The organism is Pseudomonas sp. 2FG (genome assembly GCF_005502935.1).
Lineage (GTDB): Bacteria > Pseudomonadota > Gammaproteobacteria > Pseudomonadales > Pseudomonadaceae > Aquipseudomonas.
In genome coordinates, this window is the sequence record NZ_SCMP01000002.1 from 323,824 (window position 1) to 340,892 (window position 17,069).

Here is a 17,069-nt window from a genome sequence, read left to right on the forward strand (position 1 = left end):
GCTAGCTGACAGTGCTACAGCTTAGCTACGCGGCATTATCAGGTCAGCCCAACTCGAGGAGTAGCAGCATGAAAACCCTGGTCGACCACCTTGGCCAATACGCGGCCTATCATCGCGACCGCCGGAATATCTTCAGCCACTTCATCGGCGTGCCGCTGATCGTCTTTGCCGTCACCGCCCTGTTGTCTCGTCCAGGGCTGTCGGCGCTGGGCCTGTGGTGGTCACCGGCGACGCTCGCCGCGCTGGCGGCGGCGGGGTTTTACCTGCGCTTGGATCGGCGTTTCGGTCTGCTGATGACGGCGCTGCTCGGGTTCAGTCTGTGGGGTGGCCAGGTGTTGGCCGTGCAATCGACGCTGGTCTGGCTGAGTGGCGGTCTGGGTCTGTTCGTGGTCGGCTGGATCATCCAGTTCATCGGCCATTACTACGAGGGCCGTAAGCCCGCTTTTGTCGATGATGTGATGGGGCTGATGGTCGGCCCGCTGTTTGTGGTCGCCGAGTTGGCGTTTCTACTCGGCCTGCGTGACGAGGTTCGTCAGGCCGTGGAAGAGCGCGCCGGGCCCACCTGTATCCGCGCCAAGAAAGCCCCCGTCTGAGCCCACGCCAACAAAAAAGCCGGCGCGGGGCCGGCTTGTTGCTGCCTGACTTTTTGTTGCGGGGCCGGCTTAGTTCAAGCTCATCAACTGCTCGGTCAGGGTGCGCGTGTGGCGATCCACGGTGGTCGGTGCGAAGGGCCGGCCAGAAGCGCTGGCCAGCGCCGAGCTCTGGCTGTTCATGTCGTTGAGGGCGACTTTCAGGTAGCTCCAGCGGGTTTTGATTTTGCCGATCGCCGGATTGCCTTGGTCATTCAAAGCGACCAGTCGAGTATCGATGTCCGGCACCAGCACCCGTTCATCCTGGCCGAGGTACTGCTCACTGAGCTCGCGGGGCAGTTCGAAGCTGCCGATGTAGGAGCGGAACAGGTACTGCACGGACAGGTATTCGACCTTGACCGGCAGTTCCTCCTGCGCGCTGTTGCTGGCCAGGCCATGGGTGGTCAGCAGGAAGTCGCTCAGCGCCTTGCTCAGCTCCTTCTGGTAGGACCAAGGCACATCCTCCTCGTTGGGGCCGAAGGAAACACCGCGGCGAATCTGGGTAACAAGTTCCTGGTGGCTGTTGCGTAACGCATCACTCGCCGGCTGGCTGCTCTGCAGCGCCGCCGCCAAGGCGGCGAGGTCGTCGTCCACGCGCTGGGCATAACTGGCCTGGAAGCCTTCGCCGCGATACAGCAGCAGACTGCTGGTGGCGCGGAGGGCATAGACCTGCATCTGTTCCTGGGGTGTCAGGGGGGTGGCGGAGGCGCCTGGGGCGAAGCCTGCCAATAGCCCGATGGTCATGGCAAACAGCAGGCGGAACAACGAGTTACGAGGCATACCGAGGTGCTCCTTATTGTTGTTGTGAGCAGTCGGGCCGAGGGGGCAAGCGCAAGCCTAACCGCAGTACAAGCCTACCCTGCCTGCGGCCGACGGGAATAGTCCGAAAGGTTGATTTGCGCAGTGAATGACCGGCGGTCAGGGGGTTGGCTTGGCGCTGAGGGCTTCTGTCGCGACGCGTGGGGTGACGACTTCTTGCAGGTGCATGGCTTGGCGCCAGCTCTGCAGCTCGCCGCTGTCTTTGAGTTGCTGGTAGGCGCCCTCCAGGCGTTGGCGCAGCAGCTCGCTGCGCATGGAATGGCGCGAGAAGATCAGCCCCAGCGGCAGGCTGTGCAGGGTCAGCGCTGGCAACGCCGGGCGCTGACTTTGTCGCAGGGCGTCTTCGACCGGCATCTGGTAGTCGAGGAGGTAATCGGCGCGCCGCTTGTCGAGCAGTTCGAGGGCCGCCAGGTGGCTGTTGGCGGTCTGCAGTCTCAGCTCCAGGTTCCGATCCTCGAGGAGCTGGCGGGCCTCCGGGGCCCAGTAGGTGAAGCCGTGGATCAGCAGCAGGCGCTTGCCGACGAGGTCCTGAGGCAGCTGCGGGGGCGGCTGGCCGGCGGGGTAGTAGAGGTTGAGATTGAGCGAGCCGATCACCTCGCCACCGTTCAGGGTGTGGTCGCGCAGCAGGGGGTTGCCCAGGGCACCGAGGGTGACCTCGGTCGAGCCATCCAGCAGGTTCTTGTACAGGCGCGCCGGCGGATAGGGGGTCAGCTCCACCGGCAGCCCGGCCAGTTCGAACAGACGTTCGGCAAAGTCGATCATCGAGCCGGCGGGTCGCTCGAGGGCATCCCGATAGGAATAAGGTGGAAATTCCAGGAAACCGACCCGTACCGGAGCGGCGACCTGATCGTCTGCCTGGCCTTGCGCCATGAGCAGCGGCAGGACCAGCAGGACCAGCAGGGAGCGGCGGAAAAAGCTCATGTCAGTGAACTTCCTTGCTCAAGGAGGACTGCCCCGGCCGTGGCGAGGGCGGGCGGCGCTCTGCAGCGCCTCGAGCTGAGCATAGTTGGTCGTGGCCGGCGTTCAAGGTCGGCCAGATGGGCCTCGTTTCGTGCCAGGCACCCCGGTACCCTGACGGAGCGGTTCACCGACAGCCGCAAGCTCAGCCGGGCTCGGCGCAAGGCCCACATCGCGATACGTTTGAGTCGCCCGAGCGAGGCGCCTCTGCTCGCCCGGCGGGTGGGGCGCATGGAGTTTGCGTTGTCTTGTGCTGCGGGTTTAGGGCGCGGCTATAGCTTGCGCCACACGCTGGCCAGCCACGGCTGTTGCGCGCGCGGCAAGCCTGCCGGCCGGTAATAGTGTTCGAGTTCGTGGAAGCCCGCTGCCATCAGGTAGCGGCGCCAGCTCGGCAGGTCGTGGTAAGCGCCATAACGCTCGGCATTCCAGCCTTCCCGATTGTCCCCGCGCGGGTTGGAGCTGAACAGCACGCCGCCAGGTTTCAGCGTGGCCTGCAGTTGCCGCAACACCCGTGGCAACTCCTGGCTCGGCACATGAAACAGCGCGGCATTGGCGAACACGCCATCGAAGCGCTCCGCCGGTAGCTCGAGCCTGAGGAAGTCCTGCTGCCAGACCTCGCAGCCGCTGTCGGCCCGCGCCATCTCGGCGAAGCGCGGACAGCCATCCAGCCCGACAGCCAGGTGGCCCAAGCCCGTGAAGACCTTGAGATCGCGCCCCGGCCCACAGCCAAAATCGAGGAGGCTAAAGGGCGGCTCGGCCTCGATATGGCGCAACAACGCGGCGATGTTCTGGCTCACATCGTGATCGCGGGTACCGGCGCGGAAGTCCTCGGCGCACTGGTTGTAGTGCTCGAGGGTGAGGGCGGCGATGTGGGCGAGGTCGTCGGCAGAGAGTGTCATGGGGATGCGCGGTGAGCTTGCAGGGTTTCAGCGCATTGAGCTCGCTATCCTAGCCGGTTGCAACTCCTCGTGTTGCAGCTACGTGGTGACGCTGAATAACGCTGGGCGTTGTTCGACCTGAGATCTTAGGCGCTCGGCCGGCTGTGGGTGGCCGAACAGGTAGCCTTGGCCGAGGTCGCAGCCCAGGTGCTGGAGAAACTCCGCCTGGGCCGGCTGCTCGATGCCTTCGGCCAGCACCTTCAGCCCCAGGCTTTGGCCCAGGGTAATCACGGCGCGGGCAATCGCCACGTCATCCTGATCGGCGGGTAAGCCGCGAACAAAACTCTGATCCAGCTTGAGCTTGTGCACCGGCATGCGTTTGAGTCGCGCCAGTGAGGAATAGCCGGTGCCGAAATCGTCAATGGCCAGGCGCACGCCCAGTGCGCACAAGCGCTGCATCAGCGCCAACGCGGTATCCGGGTTATCCATCACCGCGCTTTCGGTAATTTCCAGCTCCAGGCAGCCTGGCTCCAAACCGGTTTCCGCCAGTACCCGCATCACCTGCGTGTCCAGTTCGCCGCGGCTGAACAGGCGGCTGGAGACGTTCACCGCGACAAACTCCAGGTTCAGCCCCTGTTGCTGCCACAGCCGCATCTGCCGGCAGGCCTGCTGCAGCACCCAGGCGTCGATGGCACCGATCAAGCCGCTTTCCTCGGCAATCGGGATGAACTCGCCCGGTGGCACCAGGCCGCGTTGCGGATGCTGCCAACGCACCAGTGACTCGACCCCCAGCAACTGGCCGCCGTCCAGGGCATAGATCGGCTGGTAATACACCCGCAGTTGTTGCTGCTCCAAGGCCTGATGCAGCAGGGCGCCGAGTTCGACGCGCTGCTGGGCCAGGGTGGTCAGCTCCTGGCTGTAGAAGGCGTAGGTTGCGCGCCCGTTGTGCTTCGCCTTGAACAGGGCCGAGTCGGCATTGCGCAGCACCTGCTCGACGTTCTGCGCATCGCCGGGGAACAGGCTGAGGCCGAGGCTGGCGCCGATAAACAGCTCCTGGCCCTCGAGCTTGAACGGCCGGCGCAGCGCAGCCAGCAGGCGTTCGGCGATGGCGGCGGCCTGTTCGGGCCGGTGGCAGCCCTCGCACAGCAGGCCGAACTCATCGCCGCCCAGGCGTGCCAGGGTCATGCCCTCGTGCAGCTGCGCCTGCAGGCGCTCGCCGACCTGCTTCAACAGCTGGTCGCCGGCGCTGTGACCGAGGCTTTCGTTGATGTGCTTGAAGTGATCGAGGTCGATCAGCAGCACCGCGCCACCCGGTTTATCGCGCCGCCCGTGCCCCAGCGCCTGCTCGACGCGCTCGGTGAACAGCAGGCGGTTGGGCAGGTCGCTCAGCGGATCATGATGGGCCAGGTAATCCAACTCGTACTGCGAGCGTTTGAGCGCGCTGAGGTCGGAAAACACCGCGACATAGTGGCTGATGCGGCCTTGTTCATCGTGAATGACCCGGATGCACTGCCACTGGGGGTAAACCTCGCCATTCTTGCGCCGGTTCCACACCTCGCCGCTCCAGCTGCCGTGCTGGTGCAGGCTCCGCCACAGTTGTTGATAGAAGCTCGGGTCATGCCGGCCGGATTTCAGCAGTTTCGGCGTAGCGCCGAGGATCTCGCCTTGCTGATAGCCGGTGATGCGGGAAAACGCCGGATTGATATGGCTGATGCGCGTCTGCGCATCGGTCACCAGCACCCCTTCCTGGGTGGCCTCGAACACCGCCGCCGCCTGGCGCAGACGCTCCAGGTTCATTTGCAGGTCGCGCATGGCCCGCCCTTGCTGGCGTTCATGGTTGCGCAGTATCTGGTGCAGGAGCAGTCCGGTGAGCAGGACAAAGCCCAGGCCCTTGGCCAGTTGCAGGCGTTCCAGTTGCGCCATGTGCAGGCCCAGTTCGGTTAGCAGGTAGTCGCTGCAGAACACCCAGAGGCCGGCGCTGAACAGGTAGATCAAGCTGAGGTGCAGGGCGCTACGGTAATTAGTCATCCAGGAGGGCGCCTCGAGTCGAGCACGGGCAGCATGGATAGAGGGGTGAGGCGCATATTTTGATCTAAAAGACCGACTGGTTTTCTGACAAGGCTCAGGGATAATGCCCTCGAGCTTGTCCGACAAGCTATGAGTTCATCACCCCCGAGGCAAGGTTTTCTATGTGGTACAACGGCTTTCTCGACCTGTCGGCCTGGCAAGTGCTGGCGGTCACCCTGCTGATGACGCACGTGACCATAGTCGCGGTCACCGTCTACCTCCACCGCTACTCGGCGCACCGCGCGCTGGAGCTGCACCCGGCCCTCAAGCACTTCTTCCGCTTCTGGCTGTGGCTGACCACCGGCCAGAACACCCGCGAGTGGACGGCGATCCACCGTAAACACCACGCCAAATGCGAGACCGTCGACGACCCCCACAGCCCGGTGATCAAGGGGCTGGCCACCGTCCTACGCACCGGCGCCGAGCTGTATCGCGCGGAAGCGCAAAACCCCGAGACCCTGCGCATCTACGGCAAGAACTGCCCGGAAGACTGGATCGAGCGTAACCTTTATTCGCGCTTCCCGATGGGCGGCATCGTGTTGATGGCCATCGCCGACCTGGCCTTGTTCGGCGTGATCGGCATCACCGTCTGGGCCGTGCAGATGATGTGGATTCCGGTGTGGGCCGCGGGGGTGATCAACGGCCTTGGCCATGCGGTCGGCTATCGCAACTTCGAATGCCGCGACGCCGCCACCAACCTGCTGCCCTGGGGCATCCTGATCGGCGGCGAAGAGCTGCACAACAACCACCACACCTACCCGAACTCGGCCAAGTTGTCGGTGAAGAAGTGGGAGTTCGATATGGGCTGGGCCTGGATCCAGCTGTTCAGCTGCTTGCGCCTGGCGAAGGTGCAGCGGGTCGCGCCGATTGCCCACCGGGTGGCCGGCAAGGGCAACCTGGACATGGATACCGCCATGGCGATCCTCAACAACCGCTTCCAGATCATGGCGCAGTACCGCAAGTTGGTGATCGGGCCGTTGGTCAAGCAAGAACTGGCCAAGGCCGACGCCTCGGTTCGCCATCAATTCCACCGCGCCAAGCGGCTGCTGTCGCGTGAGACCAGCCTGCTGGAGGACCAGCACCACGCGCGCATCCAGGTCATGCTGGAGCAGAGCCAGGCGCTCAAGGTGATTTACGAGAAGCGCCTGGCGCTGCAGCAGATCTGGGTGAAAACCAGTGCCAACGGCCACGACATGCTCGAAGCGATGAAGGTCTGGGTGCACGAGGCCGAGGCCAGTGGCATCCAATCGCTGCGCGATTTCGCCGAACAGCTGAAGACCTACTCGCTCCGCCCGGCAGCCCTGGCTTAAGCCTTGCCTGCTCGACTCAAGCCCGCCGTTCGGCGGGCTTTTTGTTGCGCGCGGGGCAGGCGCAGTATGCTGCAGAGGTCACCCATGGATTCACCCGGGAGGGATTCTGATGGACGAGCAGACCCCTCTACCGCCGGAGCTCGAGGCGCTGACCCTGGCTTTGCTGCACAGCCGTGGGGAAGTCGAGCGCTTGCGTGAACGCGAGCAGTTGTTCAGTTCCCTGCTCGACAGCGTCAACGCGGTGCTCTGGGCCTTCGACTGGCAAACGCAGCGGATCATCTACGTCAGTCCGGCTTACGAACGGGTCTTCGGCCGCTCCGCCGGGCTGCTGTTGGCCGATTATGGCGAGTGGCTCAATAGCATCTACCCGGACGACGTCGAGTACGCCGCCGCGAGCCTGGCCGAGGTGCTGGTCAAGGGCGCGGTCGAGGCCCGTGAATACCGCATCCTGCGCGCCGACGGGCAGCTGCGCTGGCTCAGCGACAAATGCTTCGTCAGCCGCCAGTGCGCCGCCGGCAAGCCGTTGATCGTGGTCGGCATCGCCGAAGACATCACCGCGCAGAAGCAGCTGGAGGGCGAGCTGCAACGCCTGGCGACCACCGACGTGCTGACCCAGAGCAGCAACCGCCGGCATTTCTTCGAATGCGCTCAGCACGAGTTCGGACAAGCGCGCAGCGCCGGTACGCCACTGGCCTTCCTGCTGCTGGATGTGGATGACTTCAAGTCGATCAACGATAGCCATGGCCATCAGATGGGCGACGTGGTGCTGCAGCGCATCGCCCAGTGTGGCGCCGGTGCGCTCCGGCGCGGTGACCTGTTTGGGCGCATCGGCGGCGAGGAATTCGCCGCGCTGTTTCCCCACTGTGCACCAGAGTTGGCCGAGCAAATCGCCGAACGCCTGCAGCGGGAAATCCAGCGGCTGACGTTCAGCTGTGATGAGCAAGTCTTCGGCGTCACCGTCAGCCAGGGGCTGACCAGCCTGCGGAGCAATGACGCCGCCCTCGATGCGCTGTTCGCCCGTGCCGATGCCGCCATGTACCAGGCCAAGCGTCAGGGCAAGAACCAGATCGTCTCGGCCTGAACCGGCGCCGGGGGCTGTTGCTCTTTATCTGCAGGCGCAGCGCCAGCCGCTCCGCACCCAGGCCTGGCGCCGCTGTCGAGCGCCAGGCCTGGGTGATGCCTCAGCGCCGTTGCGGCGCGGGTTGTTGCTGGGTGATGCAGTGGATATTGCCGCCGCCGAGGAGGATCTCCCGGCCGGGCACCAGCACCACCTCATGGGCCGGGAACAGGCGTTGGAGGATGGCGCGGGCCTCGGCATCTTTCGGGTCGTCGAAGCTCGGCGCGATGATGCCGCCGTTGACGATCAGGAAGTTGACGTAGGAGCCGGCCAGGCGGATCGACGGGTCACGCTCCTGGGTGCCGGCGACCAGATCGACGCCGGCGCATTCCGCATCGGTGGCGTAGAGCGGCCCGGGGATCGGCATCTTGTGCACGACCAGGCTGCGGCCTTGGGCATCTTTCGCGCTTTCCAGCACGCGCATGGCGGCCTGGCAACGCGGGTAGTTGGGGTTCTGCACATCGTCGGTCCAGGCCAGCAGCACTTCGCCCGGGCGCACGTAGCAGCAGAAGTTGTCGACGTGGCCGTCGGTCTCGTCGTTGAACAGGCCGTCCGGCAGCCAGATCACCGTCTCCACCGCCAGGTGCTCGCGCAACAGCGCTTCGATCTCTTCGCGACCGAGGTGCGGGTTGCGGTTGCGATTGAGCAGGCATTCTTCGGTGGTGATCAGCGTGCCTTCGCCATCCACGTGGATGGAGCCGCCTTCCAGTACGAAGCCTTCGGTGCGATAGCGCGGGCAGCGCTCGATCTCGAGGATCTTGCTGGCCACCTGATCGTCGCGCAGCCACGGCGCATACAGGCCGCCGTCGAAGCCGCCCCAGGCGTTGAAGGTCCAGTCCACGCCACGGACTTCGCCTTGGCTGTTGGTTACGAAGGTTGGCCCGGTGTCGCGCACCCAGGCGTCGTCGGTAGTGATTTCGACTAGGCGGATATTGGGCTCGTCGAGCCGTGCGCGGGCGTTTTCGTATTGCCCGGCGCTGACGCACACGGTCACCGGCTCGAAGCGCGCGATGGCCGTGGCCACCGCGGTGAACGCGGCTTGCGCCGGCTTGCCGCCGAGGCGCCAGTTGTCCGGGCGCTCCGGCCAGACCATCCAGGTCTGGCTATGCGCTTCCCATTCGGCCGGCATGCGGAAGCCATCGGTGCGCGGGGTGCTGTTTAGGGTTTTCATTAGTGTCGAACCTGTTGCCAAAAGGGGGAGTTCTGACCGTAGGAGCGGGCCATGCCCGCGAAACACCGGATATCGCGGGCATGGCCCGCTCCTACAACAAATAGCCTGTGGCCCGGATCAGGGGGCGCGCAATCCGGGCGGGCCGGGTCAGGACTGCAGCTCGCCGTCCAGCGTCTTGATCGGGCCGTAGAGGTTCGGCCGGCGGTCGCGGAACACGCCCCAGGCGCTGCGGGTATGTTCCAGCGCATCCAGGTCGAAGCTGTGCACCAACACGCCTTCCTCGGTCTGGTTGAGCTCCGCGACCTTCTCGCCGAACTGGTTGGCGATAAAGGACGAGCCGTAGAAGTTGATGTGGTAGTCGCCTTGGTCTTCGCGGCCGATGCGGTTGCTGGCGATCAGCGGCATCAGGTTCGCCCCGGCGTGGCCCTGTTGCACGCGCTGCCAGTGTTCGCGCGAGGTGATGCTCGGGTCATGCGGCTCGCTGCCGATGGCGGTCGGGTAGAACAGCAGTTCGGCGCCGAGCAGCGCCATGCTGCGCGCGCTTTCCGGGAACCACTGGTCCCAGCAGATGGCCACGCCGATCTTGGCGTAACGGGTCTGGAAAACCTTGAAGCCGGTGTCGCCTGGGTTGAAGTAGTACTTCTCGTGGTAGCCAGGACCGTCCGGGATATGGCTCTTGCGGTAGATGCCGAGGTTGCTGCCGTCGGCGTCGATGATCGCGATGCTGTTATAGCGTGCGCGCCCGGCATGCTCGAAGTAGCTGATCGGCAGCACCACTTGCAGTTCCTTGGCGATCTTCTGGAAGTGCGCGATGGCGGCGTTCTCTTCCGTGCTGGTGGCCAACTGCAGGTAGTCCGGATTCGGTTTCTGGCAGAAATACGGAGTCTCGAACAGTTCCTGGATCAGGATGACCTGCGCGCCTTTGGCGGCGGCTTCGCGCACCAGCTTCTCGGCGTTGGCGATATTCGCCGTGCGATCCCAGGAACAAGCCATCTGCGTGGCGGCGACGGTGACGATACGGGACATGGAACACCTCGTAAGAGTGATTACGACTGGATCATCTGCGGGGGTCATCAGACGCTAGCAGACAGCTGTGGCAATGCCGTGGCGGCAGACGAAGGCCTGCCGTGCGGTTGCTGACTTTATAGTCGATAAAAATCTGCTTTAGAAGCTTATTTTTTCTATCGAAAGATCTTTAACGATAAAAATACCGATAAATATCTGTTTTGTGCGGGTTGGTCGGGTGCAATAAGCCCGGCACCATGCACCCGGCTCAATGTGGTCGTTGGCCGTATTGATCGCTGCGGATGGTCTAGGGCTGCGGGTCGCGCTTGGGCAGGTAAGGCGGCAGGTAGAGACCAAGATAAACATCGAAGACGCGCATGCCTTCCTCGGCCAGGCGCGGCGTGATCTGTCCGTGCAGTTGCACCGAGCGTGCATACACCCGATCGCTAAGCTCCAGAGCCAGGGCGAACACGTCGATTTCTGCTGGCAACAGTGGCAGCGGAAAGTGGCGGTCGAACAACTCGTGCATCAGCTGGCCGAGTTCGATGTCGTGCTGGCGGTCGGCCTGGGTGACTTCACTCAGGCCGTGCTGCGCGAGGATCAGTTGGCGGGCGGCGGCGTCGGCGGCATAGATCGCCAGCATGCGTTGCTCGACCAGCCGCGAGAGATCGCGCCAGTCGCGCAGGGCGCCGTGCTCGATCGGCTGTTGCAGGCAGGCGCGGAAGGCCGCATGCACATCGGCGGTGAGGGCCTCGAGGATGGCCGGCACGCTGGCGAAGAAGTGATAGACCGAGGACGGCGGCATCTCCGCGCGCTCGGCCACGCTGTAGATCGACAGCCCGGCGACCCCCTCTTCGGCCAGCAAGGCACGGGCGGCGGCGAGTATCCCGGCGATCCGTGCCTGGCTGCTGGCGCGTGGTTTGCGGGCGGTAGCGGGGCGCTGCATGACGGTCACCTCTGCTTAGGAGGTGCTATTGGACGTCAGCCCGCGCCGTTCGGCAAGTCAGCTGCCGTCGCGAAAGCGCACCCAGACCTCGTCGCGTATCGGGCCGAGCTTCTCCGGTAGGGTTTCCAGGGCGAACAGGCGGCGCTTGGTGTCGCGGTCCGGATAGAGACCGGGCTGCTCGCGCAGCGCCGGCTCGAGGAACTGCTTGGCGTCGGCATTGCCGCTCGGGTAGAGGGTTTGCGCGGTGGTCAGCGCCGCCACTTTGGGCCGCATCAGGTAGTCGATAAAGCGGTGGGCGAGGTCGGCCCGTTGCGCGCTGCTGGGAATCACCAGGTTGTCGATAAACACCACCGAGCCTTCCTGCGGTATCACGAAGCGCACCGGCTGGCCGGTATCGGCAGCGGCCAGGGCGTCGCCGGCCCAGGCCACGGCCAGGCACAGCCGACCTTGCTGCAAGTCGTCGAGATAGCGCGCACTGTCGACGTATTTGAGCTGCGGGCGCAACTCATTGAGCACCTCGCCGGCCCGTTTGATCTGTCTCGGCGGGCTGTGGGCGAGGCTGTGTCCCTGGTAGTTCAGCAGCACGGAGAGGACTTCGTCCTGGGCATCCAAGACGCCGATCCCGCAGCTGGCCAGGCGCTTGCTCTTCTCGGGATCGAACAACAGGCTCCAGCTATCGGGTAGCGGGCCACCGAAGGCCTGTTCCGCCAGTCGGGTATTCACCGCCAGGCCGATGGCGCCCCACAGGTAGGGAATCGCATAGCGGTTCTGCGGATCGACCGCCGCGAGCTTGCTCAGCAGGGGTTTATCCAGGTGCTGGCGATTGGGCAGTTTGGTCATATCCAGCGGCTGCAGGCGCCCGGCTTTGATCAGGGCTGGCAGATCGCTGTGGGTGGGCACCGCGATGTCGATCGCCTCGCCGCTGGCGAGGGCTTTCTCCAATTCTTCGGCGGTGTCGAAGGTGTGGTACTCGACGCGGATGCCGGTCTCCTTCTCGAAGTCCGTGAGCACCTGCGGCGCTATGTAGTCGTCCCAGTTGTAGACACGGATCAGCTCCTCGGCAGCGGCCGGCAGCGGGGTGGCCAGTAGCGGAGTCAAAGCGAACAGCAGCGGAGCGAGAAAGCGGGGCATGACGACCTTCCTTAAGTGTCGGTTCACAGCATGTGCAGCACCGGCATTGGGCGCCACGGATGAGTTCCATCTATCCAAGCTGAGCGGCGCCGAGCGGGCCTGGGGCTTGTTCTGCTGGCTGAGGTTGCACGTGCTTGGCTTGGCGGCTTGCGCTATGAGCGCTGCAGCTCTCGGCCGCGGCGCGGAACCACGGGCGCGGCGAATGATTGCTGGTTGTCGCCCGATAAAACGACGCCGGCTAGGGCCGGCGTCGGGTCTTAGTTACACGGTGTGCAGATACCAGTTGTACTCGAGGTCGGAGATCGAGTACTCGAACTCGGCCAGCTCGCTTTCCTTGCAGGCGACGAACACATCGATGTATTTCGGGTCGATATAGCGCGCCATGATCTCGTTGTCGTCCAGCTCGCGCAGGGCGTCGCGCAGGTTATTCGGCAGGCTGGCCTCGTTTTGCTCGTAGGCATTGCCTTCGACCGGCGCACCGGGCTCGACCTTGTTGGTCAGGCCGTGGTGAATGCCCGCCAGCACCGAGGCCATCAGCAGGTAGGGGTTGGCATCGGCGCCGGCAACCCGGTGCTCGATGCGCACGGCATCGGCCGAATCGTTCGGCACGCGCAGTGCTACGGTGCGGTTGTCCACGCCCCAGGTCGGCGAAGTCGGCACGAAGAACTTCTCGCCGAAACGCCGGTAGGAGTTGACGTTCGGGCAGAGGAACGCCATCGACGCCGGCATGGTTTCGATGATGCCGCCGATGGCATGACGCAGCGCGTCGTTCTCTACCGGCTCTTCGCTCTTGAAGATGTTGTTGCCATCTTTGTCGAGAATCGAGATGTGCACATGCAGCCCGTTGCCAGCCTGGTTCGGGTAAGGCTTGGCCATGAAGGTGGTATCCATTTCATGGTCGTAGGCGATGTTCTTCACCAGGCGCTTGAGCAGCAGCGCGTAATCGCAGGCCTTCATCGGGTCGGCGACGTGGTGCAGGTTGATCTCGAACTGCGCCGGGGCGCTTTCCTTGACCACGGCGTCAGCCGGAATGCCCTGCTCTTTGGCCCCTTCGAGGATGTCCTGCAGGCATTCGGCATATTCGTCCAGGTCGTCGATCATATAGACCTGGGTGGATTGCGGGCGCTTGCCCGAGAGCGGCGACAGCGGGGGTTGCGGGCGGCCGTTCACGTTGGCCTGGTCGATCAGGTAGAACTCCAACTCGAACGCCGCACAGATGGTCAGACCCAGCGCATCGAATTTGCTGACTACCTGCTGCAGCACGGCGCGTGGGTCGGCAAAGAAGGCCTCGCCTTCCATCTCGTGCATGGTCATCAGCAGCTGAGCGGTAGGACGCTTCTGCCAGGGCTCGTTGCACAGGGTGTTGGGAATGGGGTAACAAACCCGGTCGGAATCACCAATATCCAGGCCGAGGCCGGTGCTCTCTACCGTGGAGCCATTGATGTCGAGTGCAAACAGGGAGGCGGGCAGGTTGATGCCGCGCTGATAGACCTTGTGCAGGCTGGCGCGCTCAATGCGCTTGCCGCGCACCACGCCATTCATATCTGCAATTAGGAGGTCGACGAACTGAACCTCGGGATGTTTCTTAAGAAAATCATTCGCTTCATTAAGCTGAACGGCACACGGAGGAACCGACATGATGCAACACCTTTATTGTTAAAAATATCAATCATTCGACTGATGGGGTGTGAGTCAATCTCAAACGCCTCACCCTGTCAATAGTGCCACATTTCGCCTTAAAAAGGGGCGTGGCGGCCGTTTTTAGGGCGCTGCAGGGCATTGCAAACCCTCTCGCGGCCTTGGCCTGCGCGGTGCTCAGCGAAGGTGTGTTTAATTTTTTACATAAGTATTGTGTAAAAAAATGAACAAGGCTAAGCTCGGTTCAAACCCATAACAGCAATAAAACGGGTATCTCATGTCGCGCCTGCCGTTAATCGGCGTTATCGCCTGCTCCAAGCAGATTGGCCTCCATCCCCACCATATAGCGGGCGACAAATACGTCCGTGCGGTGGCCGTCGGCGCCGGTGGCTTGCCGCTGATCATTCCGTCACTGGCTGAGCTGATCGACCAACCGACCTTATTAGAGAGTCTAGACGGCTTGTTGTTTACCGGCTCGCCGTCGAATGTCGAACCTCAGCACTACAGTGGCCAGGCCAGTCCGCCAGGCACTCAGCACGACCCCGAGCGTGACCGCACCACCTTGCCGCTGATTCGTGCGGCCGTGGCCGCCGGTGTTCCGCTGCTCGGTATCTGCCGCGGCTTCCAAGAAATAAATGTGGCCTTCGGCGGCAGCCTGCACCAGAAGGTGCATGAGGTCGGCCCCTTTATGGATCACCGCGAGCCGGAGAACGAGCCGCTGGAAGTCCAATACGCCCCCCGCCACCCGCTGCACGTGCAGTCGGGCGGTGTCCTCGCCGGCCTCGGCTTGCCGGACGAGATCCTCGTCAATTCGATTCATGGTCAGGGCGTTGAACGTCTGGCGCCGGGCCTGCGTGTCGAGGCTTTGGCTCCTGACGGGCTGATCGAGTCCATCTCGGTCGAGGGAGCCAAGAGCTTTGCCCTTGGGGTGCAGTGGCACCCGGAGTGGCAAGTACGCTCGAATCCCGAATACCTCGCCATCTTCCAGGCATTTGGAGATGCCTGTCGCAAGCGGGCGAGTCAACGCTGAGCTTAACTATGCCGTTAGGCTCTCAATCCCCCCTGAGGTCTTTATGAGTCCCAAACTCGACCAACTCACTAGTTGGCTGAAAGAACGCAAAATCACTGAAGTTGAATGCTTTATCAGTGATCTTAGCGGAATCTCCCGTGGCAAGATCGCGCCGACCAATAAGTTCATCGACGAGAAGGGCATGCGCTTACCTGAAAGCGTACTGCTGCAGACGGTCACCGGTGACTACGTGGAAGACGACATTTATTACGACCTGCTCGACCCGGCCGATATCGATATGGTCTGTCGTCCGGACGAGAATGCCGTGTTCCTCGTGCCCTGGGCCATCGAGCCCACCGCCCAAGTGATCCATGACACCTACGACAAGCTGGGCAACCCCATCGAGTTGTCGCCGCGCAACATCCTCAAGAAAGTGCTCAAGCTCTATAGCGATAAGGGCTGGCAGCCGATAGTCGCGCCGGAGATGGAGTTCTACCTGACCAAGCGCAGCGATGACCCGGACTACCCGCTGCAGGCGCCGATCGGTCGTTCCGGCCGCCCGGAAACTGGCCGGCAGTCGTTCTCCATCGATGCCGCGAACGAATTCGATCCGCTGTTCGAGGACGTCTACGACTGGTGCGAAGCCCAGGAGCTGGATCTCGATACGCTGATCCACGAGGACGGCACCGCGCAGATGGAGATCAACTTCCGTCACGGCGAAGCCCTGCACCTGGCCGACCAGATCATCATCTTCAAGCGCACCATGCGTGAAGCGGCGTTGAAACATAACGTCGCCGCCACCTTTATGGCCAAGCCCATGACCGGCGAGCCAGGCAGCGCGATGCACCTGCACCAGAGCATCGTCGACATTAAAACCGGCAAGAACATCTTCTCCAACGACGATGGTTCGATGAGCGAACTGTTCCTCCACCACATCGGTGGCCTGCAGAAGTTCATCCCCGAGCTGTTGCCGCTGTTCGCCCCGAACGTCAACTCGTTCCGCCGCTTCCTGCCGGATACCTCGGCACCGGTGAACGTCGAGTGGGGCGAAGAAAACCGTACCGTCGGCCTGCGCGTGCCGGATGCCAGCCCGCAAAACCGCCGGGTGGAAAACCGCCTGCCGGGCGCCGACGCCAACCCCTATATCGCCATCGCCGCCAGCTTGTTGTGCGGCTACATCGGGATGGTCGAGCAGTTGGAGCCGAGCGCCCAGGTCAAGGGCCGCGGCTATGAGCGGCGCAACCTGCGTCTGCCGCTGACCATCGAGGACGCCCTGGAGCGCATGGAAAACTGCAAGACGCTGGAAGACTACCTCGGCAGCAAGTTCATCCGCGGCTATGTCGCGGTGAAGCGTGCCGAGCACGAGAACTTCAAGCGGGTGATCAGCTCCTGGGAGCGTGAGTTCCTGCTGTTCGCGGTGTAATCGAACGGGCGCCAGTGCCAACTGTAGGGGCGGACTCATTCGTCCCTCACTTGATGCCCCGGGGTGAATGAATTCGCTCCTACGCCCTATGCCAGGTTCGGCCCCGCCGAACCTGTTTGAACGAGGTATGAATATGAATAGCCCAGTGACTAACCCGCAGACGCTCGAGTGGCAAACCCTGAGCAATGATCACCACCTGGCGCCTTTCAGCGACTATAAACAGCTGAAGGAGAAGGGCCCGCGGATCATTACCAAGGCCGAAGGCGTCTATATCTGGGACAGCGAGGGCAACAAGATCCTCGACGGCATGGCCGGGCTCTGGTGCGTGGCGCTGGGTTATGGCCGCGAGGAACTGGTGCAGGCCGCCAGCCAGCAGATGCGCGAACTGCCGTTCTACAACACCTTCTTCATGACCGCGCACCCGCCGGTGCTGGAGCTGGCCAAGGCGCTTGCCGAGATCGCGCCGGCCGGCATGAACCACGTGTTCTTCACCGGCTCCGGCTCGGAAGGCAACGACACCATGCTGCGCATGGTGCGCCATTACTGGGCGATCAAAGGTCAGCCGCAGAAGAAGGTCATCATCAGCCGCGTCAACGGTTACCACGGCTCCACCGTGGCCGGCGCCAGCCTCGGCGGCATGAAGTACATGCACGAGCAGGGCGACCTGCCGATTCCGGGCATAGTGCACATCCCGCAACCCTATTGGTTCGGCGAAGGCGGCGACATGACCCCGGACGAGTTCGGCATCTGGGCCGCCGAGCAGCTGGAAAAGAAGATTCTCGAAGTCGGCGAAGAGAATGTCGCGGCCTTTATCGCCGAGCCGATCCAGGGCGCCGGCGGCGTGATCATTCCGCCAGACAGCTACTGGCCGAAGATCCGCGAGATCCTCGCCAAGTACGACATCCTGTTCGTCGCCGACGAAGTGATCTGTGGCTTCGGCCGCACCGGCGAGTGGTTCGGCAGCGACTA

Annotated in this window: 15 protein-coding genes; 6 read left to right on the plus strand and 9 right to left on the minus strand. The window is 63.3% G+C overall.

Annotation, left to right across the window (positions count from 1 at the left end; genetic code table 11):
- Window positions 1-68 precede the first annotated feature (68 nt).
- Window positions 69-593 carry a DUF962 domain-containing protein gene (locus FFS13_RS03380; RefSeq protein WP_137817703.1) on the plus strand — a complete coding sequence of 175 codons (525 nt, stop codon included), beginning with the start codon at window positions 69-71 and terminating at the stop codon, window positions 591-593.
- A gap of 69 nt (window positions 594-662) precedes the next feature.
- On the opposite strand, the gene FFS13_RS03385 is transcribed toward FFS13_RS03380, so the two are convergent.
- From FFS13_RS03385 to dibA, 4 genes are all read right to left on the minus strand, one after another.
- The gene (locus tag FFS13_RS03385; protein WP_137817704.1) at window positions 663-1,409 is read right to left on the minus strand and encodes a hypothetical protein; all 747 of its coding nucleotides are present in this window, start codon (window positions 1,407-1,409) and stop codon (window positions 663-665) included.
- Between the two features lie 138 nt (window positions 1,410-1,547).
- Complete coding sequence (locus FFS13_RS03390) at window positions 1,548-2,369, minus strand: ABC transporter substrate-binding protein (protein WP_137817705.1); 822 nt, start codon at window positions 2,367-2,369, stop codon at window positions 1,548-1,550.
- A 308-nt stretch (window positions 2,370-2,677) separates the two neighbouring features.
- A complete protein-coding gene (locus FFS13_RS03395; RefSeq protein WP_137817706.1) occupies window positions 2,678-3,304 on the minus strand; it encodes a bifunctional 2-polyprenyl-6-hydroxyphenol methylase/3-demethylubiquinol 3-O-methyltransferase UbiG in 627 nt (208 codons plus the stop codon).
- Between the two features lie 78 nt (window positions 3,305-3,382).
- Complete coding sequence (gene dibA / locus FFS13_RS03400; RefSeq protein WP_137817707.1) at window positions 3,383-5,311, minus strand: phosphodiesterase DibA; 1,929 nt, start codon at window positions 5,309-5,311, stop codon at window positions 3,383-3,385.
- Between the two features lie 161 nt (window positions 5,312-5,472).
- Between dibA and desA the strand changes: the two genes are divergently transcribed.
- Both desA and FFS13_RS03410 read left to right on the plus strand, forming a co-directional pair.
- Window positions 5,473-6,660 (plus strand): delta-9 fatty acid desaturase DesA, encoded by a 1,188-nt coding sequence (desA, locus tag FFS13_RS03405; protein WP_137817708.1) that lies wholly within the window; start codon window positions 5,473-5,475, stop codon window positions 6,658-6,660.
- A gap of 109 nt (window positions 6,661-6,769) precedes the next feature.
- Entirely contained in the window at window positions 6,770-7,741 is a 972-nt protein-coding gene (locus tag FFS13_RS03410; protein WP_137817709.1) for a sensor domain-containing diguanylate cyclase, read from the plus strand.
- A 100-nt stretch (window positions 7,742-7,841) separates the two neighbouring features.
- On the opposite strand, the gene aguA is transcribed toward FFS13_RS03410, so the two are convergent.
- The 5 genes from aguA to FFS13_RS03435 all read right to left on the minus strand — a co-directional run bounded on the left by aguA (window position 7,842) and on the right by FFS13_RS03435 (window position 13,668).
- Complete coding sequence (gene aguA / locus FFS13_RS03415; RefSeq protein ID WP_137817710.1) at window positions 7,842-8,948, minus strand: agmatine deiminase; 1,107 nt, start codon at window positions 8,946-8,948, stop codon at window positions 7,842-7,844.
- Between the two features lie 147 nt (window positions 8,949-9,095).
- Entirely contained in the window at window positions 9,096-9,974 is an 879-nt protein-coding gene (aguB, locus tag FFS13_RS03420) for an N-carbamoylputrescine amidase (RefSeq protein WP_137817711.1), read from the minus strand.
- Window positions 9,975-10,260: 286 nt separating this feature from the next.
- Window positions 10,261-10,899: a TetR/AcrR family transcriptional regulator gene (locus FFS13_RS03425; protein ID WP_137817712.1), complete on the minus strand. Its 639-nt coding sequence runs from the start codon at window positions 10,897-10,899 to the stop codon at window positions 10,261-10,263.
- Between the two features lie 57 nt (window positions 10,900-10,956).
- Window positions 10,957-12,030 (minus strand): extracellular solute-binding protein, encoded by a 1,074-nt coding sequence (locus FFS13_RS03430; RefSeq protein WP_137817713.1) that lies wholly within the window; start codon window positions 12,028-12,030, stop codon window positions 10,957-10,959.
- Between the two features lie 261 nt (window positions 12,031-12,291).
- Window positions 12,292-13,668, minus strand: a complete 1,377-nt coding sequence (locus FFS13_RS03435) for a glutamine synthetase family protein (protein WP_137817714.1) — start codon at window positions 13,666-13,668, stop codon at window positions 12,292-12,294.
- Window positions 13,669-13,945: 277 nt separating this feature from the next.
- On the opposite strand from FFS13_RS03435, the gene FFS13_RS03440 reads away from it, so the two are divergent.
- The 3 genes from FFS13_RS03440 to FFS13_RS03450 all read left to right on the plus strand — a co-directional run.
- The gene (locus FFS13_RS03440; RefSeq protein WP_137817715.1) at window positions 13,946-14,698 is read left to right on the plus strand and encodes a gamma-glutamyl-gamma-aminobutyrate hydrolase family protein; all 753 of its coding nucleotides are present in this window, start codon (window positions 13,946-13,948) and stop codon (window positions 14,696-14,698) included.
- Window positions 14,699-14,741: 43 nt separating this feature from the next.
- Window positions 14,742-16,100 carry a glutamine synthetase family protein gene (locus tag FFS13_RS03445; protein WP_137817716.1) on the plus strand — a complete coding sequence of 453 codons (1,359 nt, stop codon included), beginning with the start codon at window positions 14,742-14,744 and terminating at the stop codon, window positions 16,098-16,100.
- 133 nt (window positions 16,101-16,233) lie between these two features.
- A partial coding sequence (locus tag FFS13_RS03450) for an aminotransferase (protein ID WP_171006406.1) occupies window positions 16,234-17,069 on the plus strand: 836 nt, incomplete at its 3' end.